General features: G+C 48.1%; 5 protein-coding genes. All 5 read right to left on the bottom strand.

The annotated features are described in order from the left end of the window. Positions 1-192 precede the first annotated feature (192 nt). Positions 193-1,125 carry a site-specific integrase gene (locus ACK8P7_RS10520; protein ID WP_410044159.1) on the bottom strand — a complete coding sequence of 311 codons (933 nt, stop codon included), beginning with the start codon at positions 1,123-1,125 and terminating at the stop codon, positions 193-195. Between the two features lie 46 nt (positions 1,126-1,171). Further along, positions 1,172-4,381, bottom strand: coding sequence for a type I restriction endonuclease subunit R, EcoR124 family (locus tag ACK8P7_RS10515; RefSeq protein ID WP_410044158.1), 3,210 nt, complete (start codon positions 4,379-4,381; stop codon positions 1,172-1,174). A gap of 136 nt (positions 4,382-4,517) precedes the next feature. Beyond that, positions 4,518-6,215, bottom strand: coding sequence for a DUF3990 domain-containing protein (locus ACK8P7_RS10510; RefSeq protein ID WP_410044160.1), 1,698 nt, complete (start codon positions 6,213-6,215; stop codon positions 4,518-4,520). 129 nt (positions 6,216-6,344) lie between these two features. Further along, a complete protein-coding gene (locus ACK8P7_RS10505; protein ID WP_410044157.1) occupies positions 6,345-7,622 on the bottom strand; it encodes a restriction endonuclease subunit S in 1,278 nt (425 codons plus the stop codon). Beyond that, the coding region (locus ACK8P7_RS10500) for an N-6 DNA methylase (protein ID WP_410044156.1) at positions 7,615-9,613 on the bottom strand (1,999 nt) is incomplete at its 5' end. The genes ACK8P7_RS10500 and ACK8P7_RS10505, both read right to left, overlap by 8 nt.

Genomic DNA, 9,613 nt, shown 5'->3' with positions numbered 1-9,613 from the left:
TTAATCTCATGACAGTATATAGATCAATCTCGTGACACGCAAGCAGATCAGCCCGAAGTCAATATAGGCAGTCAACAACATTCTATAGTCAGTATAGCATAGAGTTCACACCAATCCCTTAGTCCCTCAACACTAAAAGTCACTTTCAAAATGCGGAAATCCCAAGTCCTTCATCAGCGTTTGCCTATTTCGTTACGTTAAATTCGCCAGGGATCGCATGACGAGATCCACATCCTGATTTTCGAGCTCCTGAATAACATGAAGATAAGTCTTCTGTGTCGTAGTCATGCTGGCATGGCCCAGGCGTCGCGCCACGCTCGCGATGGATACACCCGCATAGAGGAGAATCGAGGCGTGTGTATGGCGCAGTCCATGCACAGAGATGACCGGTATTTCCAGCTTCCGGCAATAGCGTTCCAGGATGTCATTGACGGTCGAATTATAGACCTTCTCATCACCTACGACGAAGATCGGCTGACTCGACGGGAGATCCTTGACGAGCGATGCAAACTGCATGACGATCTGCCAGTCAATCTGAATCTTTCGGACCGAGGATTTATTCTTCGTCGGTGCGAAGCCGCCGCCATCCTTATAGTTCCACGTCTTGCTGATCGACAGCGTCTGGTGTGCGAAGTCAAAATCATCTGGTGTGATCGCCAGTGCTTCCGAAAAACGCATGCCCGTCTTCGCCACAAGCAAAATGAACCAGTCCCAGCTGACGCTCTCTCCTAATCGAAGGCTCTTTAAAAGCGTATGCAGCTCAAACTGGTTCAGATACTTAATTTTCTTACTGGTCGGAGTTCTACCCTTGATAATCACCTTTCTGGTCGGGTCACGTGGAATCAGGCCTTCATCCACTGCATCGAGGACCGCGCCCTTCAGCTGATGATGAAAATCCATCGTCGTCTGACGCTCGTGATCCTTCGCGTATTCGTTGATGATTTGCTGATATGCCACGCGCGTCAGCTCACAGAGTCTGAGGTCTGGCGCAAGCTTCTCGATCCAGGCGAGGCTCATCTGATATTTCCGCAGGGTGACATCACGGATGGCACCCTCCTTGTATACAGAAATCCAGTTACGATAGTACTCCTTTAATTGATCATTTGATTGATATTCACTCGGCATAAAATGCTCCTTTCTACGCCGATGAAGGACCAATCAATTTTACTGTTTACTTATTTTTCTTCCCCTGCTCCGAAGAGTCTGCATCCGGATCCGGGATATCACAGCCGTCACTCAGTATGAACTTCGTAAGCAGCTCATCCACGCGATTATTCACCATAAACGGTGGCAGCTTTTTCCCATCCACCTTCGTGAAGTACGCCTGTGCCTTTTCCTTCACGACGGAACCCTTCAGTGCATCGAATCGGCCATATTCGTTCAGCTTATTTTTCGTCACATGCGCATCCATGATGTCGGTCAGAAGCTCTTCTGAAAGCCCGAGGTAATTAACAAGACGTTTTTCCTGCGTCGTTTTCGCATTCTTCGCATACATGACGATGTAATCACGGAAGGTTTTATCCGGCTCGAGATGTACATCACCGGTCTGCACATCATGCAGGAAGAGATTGGCAAATTTCTGATCTTCCTGTGAGAGGAAGGCAAACGACTTATGCAGCTCCGCTAACGTGTTTTCCAGCTCCTGTGGATCGGTATTCGGATCCATCAGCTGCTTTTTCCACTTTACGAAGCGTGAGTTCATGTAGTCGTTATCGATCACGCCGGTGCTCTGCTCGGTCAGGTACGGATCGATCGGGAATGTGGTTTCTCCATCTCCGCCGTTCCCATCATCATCCGGGGCACTCTTCGCAAGCTCCTTATATCTCTGCAGAAGGATCTGCCACTTTTCCTCCGTTGGAATCAGTGTGATCGTTCCGGTCTGCGCCACATCATCGGCATCCGTCTTTCTCTCGTACTCCGTCTTCTCCCAGCGGAAGCCCTGAATGCGGGCTGCCTGCAGATAGGTGGCAAACTCTCTGAACAGCTTCGCAAACTTCGCCCTCGACGGCACATCCTTCGGCAGCCGGTCCATACCCGGAACATCCGCACTCTTGAAAACCGCAACCATATCCTGATATGTGAGGTTCATGTGCTCTACATTCTCCGGCAGATGATCCGCGAAAAGTCCCTGCGGACGGTCACCTGAATACAGCTTCACGGCATCCTCGATATTCCGCTTCATCGTATGTGGCATGCGATAGTAGCGGATTGAACCAAATGGCTTCTCGTTGATATTAAAGAGACGGTTAGTTCTGGAAAATGCCTGAATCAGGTTCTGATACAGCAGCACCTTATCCAGATACAGAGTATTGATCCACTTCGAGTCGAAACCCGTGAGCATCTGATTCACGACGATTAGAAGATCGAGCTGCTCCTCCGGCTTCATCCGCACATACGGTCTCTTATGTGCCAGCCTCGCCGATACATCCTTCTTGAAAGCCGCATATCCAGCGATGTCGAAGTTCTGTCCGTACAGCTGGTTGTAGTCCTCCAGCATTTCCTTGATGCCGTCTTCCTTCGCCAGGGTCTTTTCGCCGCCCTTATTATCGATCGTCGGGTCAAAGAGACAGGTCAGCTTCAGCTCCGGATAGTTTTTCCGGAACTTCCGATAGTACTGTACTGCCTCCGGGATACTGGACGTCGCCATAATCGCATGGAACTTATAGTTTCGGCTCAGCGTCAGCCAGTTCTCCATCATGTCATCGATCACCGCGTTCTGATAATCGTCGGTCTGCCAGGCTTCCTTTCCAATATAGTCCTCGATGCCCTTCCGATAGCTTCCATCCTCCAGCTTCATGCCAGCCATCGGAACCTCCGTCGCCGACATGAACTTATAATAGATCTTACTCTTCGTCGGATCCGAAACCGCCTGCTCCACCGAGGCCGCTCCAGCCTCACGAAGTGCCACTTCCTTTCGGAGATCCTGATCCCGATAGACCTTGACCATGGTCGGATCAAAGCCCAATACGTTTTTATCACGTATGCCATCGGCAATGCTGTAGCGATGCAGTTCATCACCGAAAATATCGGCTGTCGTACTCATCGCCTGTTCATTTTCCGTAAAAACCGGCGTTCCGGTAAAACCGAAAAAGAGTGCCTTCGGGAATGTCTCCTTAATCGTCGACAGCATCTCTCCGAAGGTAGAACGATGGCACTCATCGATGATAAACACAAGGCGCTTGTTCTGGATATCCTCGAGATCTTTTGCACGCATCTTGCTCGCCGCGTCTTCCTTGATGTTGCTCATTTTTTGAATCGAAGAGACGATCAAAGTGCTGTTCGGATCACCGCTTTTCAACTTTGCAATCAGTGCGATGGTATCTTCCGTATCCTGAATTTCGTCTGCATTGTCCGCAAACGCCCTGTACTCCTTCAGTGACTGCGTACCTAGCTCGATACGGTCCATCAGGAAAACCACCTTATCGGCGTCCTTCGACTTCGCAATCAGCTGTGCCGACTTAAACGACGTCATCGTTTTACCGGAGCCTGTCGTGTGCCAGACATAGCCTCCGAGCTGCTGGCCTGCTGCCCAGTCATTTTTCGCAACACGGTCAGAAATCTTATTCGCCGCATAGTACTGATAGCTGCGCATGACCTTCAGTATACCATCCGAATCATCGGCCACCGTATAGAAGCCGATCATCTGATGTGCCATCGGAATCGACAGCAGCCGCTCGACGACCTGCTTCCAGTCATCGATCGGATCGTTATTCAGATCTGCCCAGTGGAAATAGAAGTCCGAATTGAACCGTCCATCTGGTCCCGGATTTGCGAAATACAGCGCCTTCTCCGGATTCATCGCGACGAATACCTGCACCAGGGAGAACAGGCCTGTAAAGACACCCTCATGTGCATACTTCATCAGCTGATTCACCGCTTCCTGCACATCCACACCCGAGCGCTTCAGCTCGATATGGAAGACCGGCATACCATTGATAAGCAGCATCAGATCACCGCGACGATCCTGCAGCACCTTCTCATGGCGCGGAAAAAGTGGCTGCTCCACGATCTGGTAGCGACTCTGACCTGCTGCGATTTCCATACGATCATAGATCTTCAGACTGACTTCTTTTCCGTAGTGAAGCGTATCCTTCTCGTTCTTACGCGTGATGGAAACAGTGCCGCCATTGATAAAGCCATTCAGCGCCAGCGGCGTACGGAGCGTCCGCACCTGCTCGATCAGCTCATCCATTTCTTCCTTGATCAGCGGGCAGTCGTTCAGACGATCGATATCGCGGTTGTTTTCAAAAAGAATATCCGCCCAGTTCTGAATCAGATCCTGCTCTGTCGCACAGTACAGCACCTTCTTCTCCCAGCCATAGCTCTGGAGCGCCGTAATCATCGCCTGTTCAAAATCAGCTTCTTTATCAAAATGGCCCATACATCCATCTCCCATTCATCCGCAGTCCTCCTGCAGATACCTTAGTTCGTTTCACCGACCTTCTTCACCGCCAGGTCCAGATCGAGGTCATGCAGTCCGCCGTATGCCTTCACCAGAAACGTCACCGGCACCTTCTTCACGACCTCGCTGCTCGGCATATCGTAGTACCACTGTTATATCGGTCGTTGAACTCGCTGTAGTCCACACTCATGATGTCCTGCTCCACTTCGGAAAGCTGTGCAAATGCACGCTCTGATTTGATACAGAACTGAATGCCGAGGCCACCAAGCGACAGTAATTCCTCCAGTATCTCTATGTCAATGTTATCACGCACGAACTCTTTCGCAATGTAAAAATACGACGCATTCGCTCTCCAGCCGGTGATCACATCATATCCGCAGGTATCGATCCCGTACTTCTCGATAAACTTCTGCGCCAGCATCTTGTATCGCCTCGAGTCCGCAGCATCGCGATGCTTCATTAATTCTGCGAGCCAGGACAGCACATCGTACTTCTGAAAATCCAGGATGTTCAGTCCCTCCATCTCCAGCTCGTACTTATGTACCCAGCCATTCGTCTCATCCGGCCTGCATACCGCCCACTCCTTCGCCAGCTCCAGGTTCTCCGTGAGATAAAATCCCCGTCCGTAATCATGGCGATCCTCGCCGAAGCCAAACTTCGGCACTATTACTCGGTTCGGACTACCGTGGTATAAAATCAGTTTGCTCAAAGTATATTTTTCTCCTATAAAACAACGGTTAGCGAGTGAATTTCTGAGCCTTTCCAGCAACTCCAGCTTTCGCTGATGAAGGGTGATGAGGTGGTCAAGGTTGCGAAAATAACCGGCAATCTTTTGCTGTTCCTGAATATTCGGGGCAGTGAATTCAAACGTGACCATTGTTTTTTGTGGCAATCCCGTTAAGGTACTTCCCGTCTTTGTTCCAACAACAAACTTTTCAAAAATAGGAGAAGTGAGAATGGTCAACAAATAATAATTATCCAATTTTTCACTTAAATCTCTAAGCACAAACAAATGACTGTTTAGTGTTGCAGGCTTGTCCAGCCCAGTAATCATCGCTACTTTCCCAATAGTACCATCCTTCGTGACTATAATATCGCCTTCTTTTAATTGGATTTTATTATCTGCATCATAACGCTCTTTTGTTACATAATGACAACGTAGTAAGTCAACAGTATGGCTACTTTCATCAATATCCGTTCCTGTCACAAGATAATAATCGCCAGACTCCATATACTCATTTTTTGTTAATGCTTGCCACCCGATACGAGCTTTAATATACATCTGATCTCCCAGCTTACGCTGTTCCCAAGATATAGAAGCACTTGAAAATCCGCTCTTTTTCCACTCAAAACACTTTTTCTGATGAAGGGTGATAAGGTTGTCGAGGTGCTTGAAAAAAGCTCCGATATGTTCTTCCTCATCAAGTTGCCGAGGAAATGCCACTTCATATTTTGCGAGTTGCGGTACAGTTAATTGTGGCACGCCAGTTGACTCAATAACAATTTTCAAAGTATTGATGGCGTTCTCTAAAAAGAAAACATCGTGTTCTGATTTCACTGATAAAAGCCTTACAACTGGCGTAAAATTAACCAATCTTGCTTTTGCGTGTCCAACATCTCCACGACCAGTAACCGTAACAGCCGGAGCGTTAACTCTATATTCTTTATCATAATACCCAACAATTCCATCGCCAGTGAGGGCATTAGCGATTACCGGGTACTGACCTTCAGCAAGAATTAAGTCTTTGTCGATGTCGCCTCCTACAACCATATCAGAAGCAATATCTCCCAGCTTACGCTGTTCCCAAGATATCTAGTGCCTTTTTGGCTCTACTGATTGTCAACTTCAAATGATTCTTTCTAAAAATCTTTGTTCCCTGACTATCTCTGTAGCAAAGAATAAATTCGAATTAATTTTCTGACGTCTCTCCACTCATATATTTCATACAAACATCGTTTCCAGCATGGATTTCTTTATCATTTTCAATTTTTCTAACTTACTCTGATGAAGGGTGATGAGGTGGTCGAGGCCGCTAAAGTACATGCCAATCTGTTCCTGTTCCTTCAAATCCAAAGGAAATTTGACAACCGTATCCTGCATAGCACCCTTGGAAATTGAAGTGACTTTTATACCCTGCATGAGCGGTTTTAGCTGGTCGTGATACGCGGCCGAGTTAAGGTAAAATCCAAGAAAGCCAGCTGCAAATTTTCTATTCGGTCTTACCGGCATCGTGTGCAACCCGGAAATAACTTTCTGATCCGTCAATCCCTCTATTTCTGTGCATTTCCCGACAGTTTCATCTTCAGCAGTATCAGCTATGATGACATCTCCATTTTGCAAGTAAGAAGTCTTGAATTTATCTGCAATCGACTGCTTTTCAATATACGAAAGTGGCTCTTTGGAAACATCCAAAACGTCATCGTACTTGATGAGCACATCTCCATAATGTATGTTCTGTGCTATACCAAACTCATCATTCAGCTCCGCACGAGAGAGCGTATTATTCTGCAATGACATAAACACTTCGCCGAACTTACGCTGTTCCCAATCGTCAGAAAATCCAGAAAATCGAATTTTCGGAGCTTTTTCACCATTTTTCGGGAAGCAGTTTTCAAGCATCGATTTCTTGATAATTTTCAGTTTTTCCAACTTACGCTGATGAAGGGTGATGAGATTGTCAATACCTCGCAGGAAGTGTCCAATTCTTTGCTGTTCCTCTTTTGACGGGGCGAACAAGTCGTACTCACCGTACTCTTGTGCGTTTACACCCGGCTGTCCAGATCGCTGCGAGGTAATACGAATATACTTCTCATAGCTCGGCGAAAGGGTGCTTTGAAAAACAAATTCTGCATCATTGTCCTGATTGACTTTTGCCCGAATAAGGAAACCTGCAAAGTACACAATGCCGTCGTTTTCCCTGTAAATGTAGGTTTTTCCGACACTTGCACCAGTTCGTGCAAAGACAATATCTCCGCTTGAGAGTATATATTTCGACATACCATCAAGGCAAATATCCGGGGACGAAAGATCAGAAAGCAAGAACTCTCTGCTGGCATCATCAATATCCGTGATTCTGATGTATTTGTTTTTTCCGTCAAACTCCTTAGCGGCTGCGTTAAGTCCATACTCAAAAGTACCGCACATTTCAGATAACTTACGCTGTTCCCAATCGTCATAGAATCCTTTGAACCGGATCTTCGGTACTTTTCGTTTATTCATGGAGGTTTCCTCCCAGTAATTTCTGCAGTTCGCGAATGCCGGCCATGTCTTCCTCGGAGCCGACGAGGTCGGAGAGCATGCTGGCGAGCGATTTTTCGGTTTCCTGGATTTCTGCTTCGAGGTCGCTCATCGTAACGGCGTACTTTTTCGAGAGTTCTTCGATCTTTTTGATGAAGGTATTCAGCATGTCCGTAGAAAGGGCGAGGATGCCATCCTCTACCGGCTGAATCCACTTATCGTGCAGAAGCATATGTACCTGGGCATCTGTCAGATGTTCGATGGTGTCCTTAGTAGCCAGGTGAAGTGCTTCGCTTTCCTGCTTGATTTCGCTCTTCAGTTTCTTTTCGCGCGTATTCAGGCGGTCAGCGCTCTGCAGCACTTCGATGAGCTGTGCTTCTGCTGCGCCATCGGCCTTTAAGGTCTTAATCATGGACTTGATGTTCTTGAAGACGAAGCCATCGTTGTTATCATTCAGTGCATCCGAGATGGTTTCCTTATTATCTTCACTTAATCCGTCCAGGAGTTCCTCGTAGGACGAAGGAATCTCTGCAAGCTGGTCCTGCTTTTCCTTCAGAGCGTTCACCTGATCGGACAGGCAGACCTGCTGAACCAGTTCAAATGGCAGAATATGACCCTTCCATCCTTCCTGCACTTCGTGATCCTTTCCATCCTTTTTCTTGATTACCATGTTCGGATCGACCTGCTTCACCGCCTGCATCCCCTCTGCCTGGAGCAGCTCGAGGTCACCGGAAACGGTCGCAAATGCACCTTCAAATATCTCATACGCCTGATATGGATCGATCAGCGGCACCTGATGAAAGCGCGCGAAAATATCCGAAGCGATGTGTTCTTCGGTCTTCGGTATCGAAAGTGATTCCGCTGCATCAATCAGCGTTTCATCCATCACATCATCGAAGTCAGCAAATGCCTGCTGATAGTTCTCGAGAAAGGTCTTTACATCCCGATTTTCATGGATCACCTTCTTAATATCTTCTGTTTTCAGGGACAGGTACTCACCGTCTCCTTCGAAAAGCTCATTCTGCAAGGACGGGAATACATCCCAGTAGCATTTGAGGCCTTCCAGTTCCGGCTTCGGAATACCGCCAAACATCGAGGCGTAGATGTCATAGCTCTCCGCCTCTTCGGAAGAATCCACGTAGCGCGGAATGTTCAGGTTGTAGTCATTGTCCCGAATTTCCTGACGGGTCACGAGTTTGGAATACTTGGTCACCGTTTTCCTCTGCTTGACGGTGTCGATGATTCTGCGGATGTCGGAAGCACGCAGCTTGTTGTTCTTGCCTTCCTTTGCGAATCCCTTCGAGGCGTCGATGATGAGCACATCCGTGTTTTCTCTCTTCTGGCGGAGCACCATGATGATCGTCGGGATGCCGGTTCCGAAGAAAATGTTCGCCGGCAGACCGATGATGGCGTCAATGTTGTTCTGCTCGATCAGGTTTTTACGAATCGCCCCTTCTTCTCCACCACGGAAAAGAACGCCGTGTGGAAGCACAATGGTCATGATGCCATCCGGCTTCAGGTGATAAAGGTCGTGCAAAAGGAACGCATAGTCTGCCTTCGATTTCGGCGCGAGGCCATAACGGGCATACCGTGCGTCATTTTCCTTGCCATTCGGCGTCCAGCGCTGAGAATATGGTGGATTTGAGACCACCGCATCCACATACAGCGGCTCATAGGTGCCCTGCGGATCAGACTCATCGAAATACGGCCAGTCCTCTTCGAGCGTGTCGCCGTTTCTCGTCAGAATGTTATCCGGAAGGATGCCGCGCATGACAAGATTCATTCGCGTCAGGTTGTAGGTGTTGGCCTTCAGTTCCTGCGCATAGTAACGGATGCGATTGGCATCATCCATGTACTTCGCCGCGGTCTTACCGATATTGATCAGTAAGCTGCCAGAGCCCGATGTCGGGTCGGTTGCCCTTACAAAATTGATACAATCACACGATTGCCCCTTTTGTACTCGTGAACGATGA

It is taken from the genome of Oribacterium sp. P9 (assembly GCF_046365365.1).
Lineage (GTDB): Bacteria > Bacillota > Clostridia > Lachnospirales > Lachnospiraceae > Oribacterium.
This window is presented reverse-complemented; position numbering and strand designations above follow the sequence as displayed.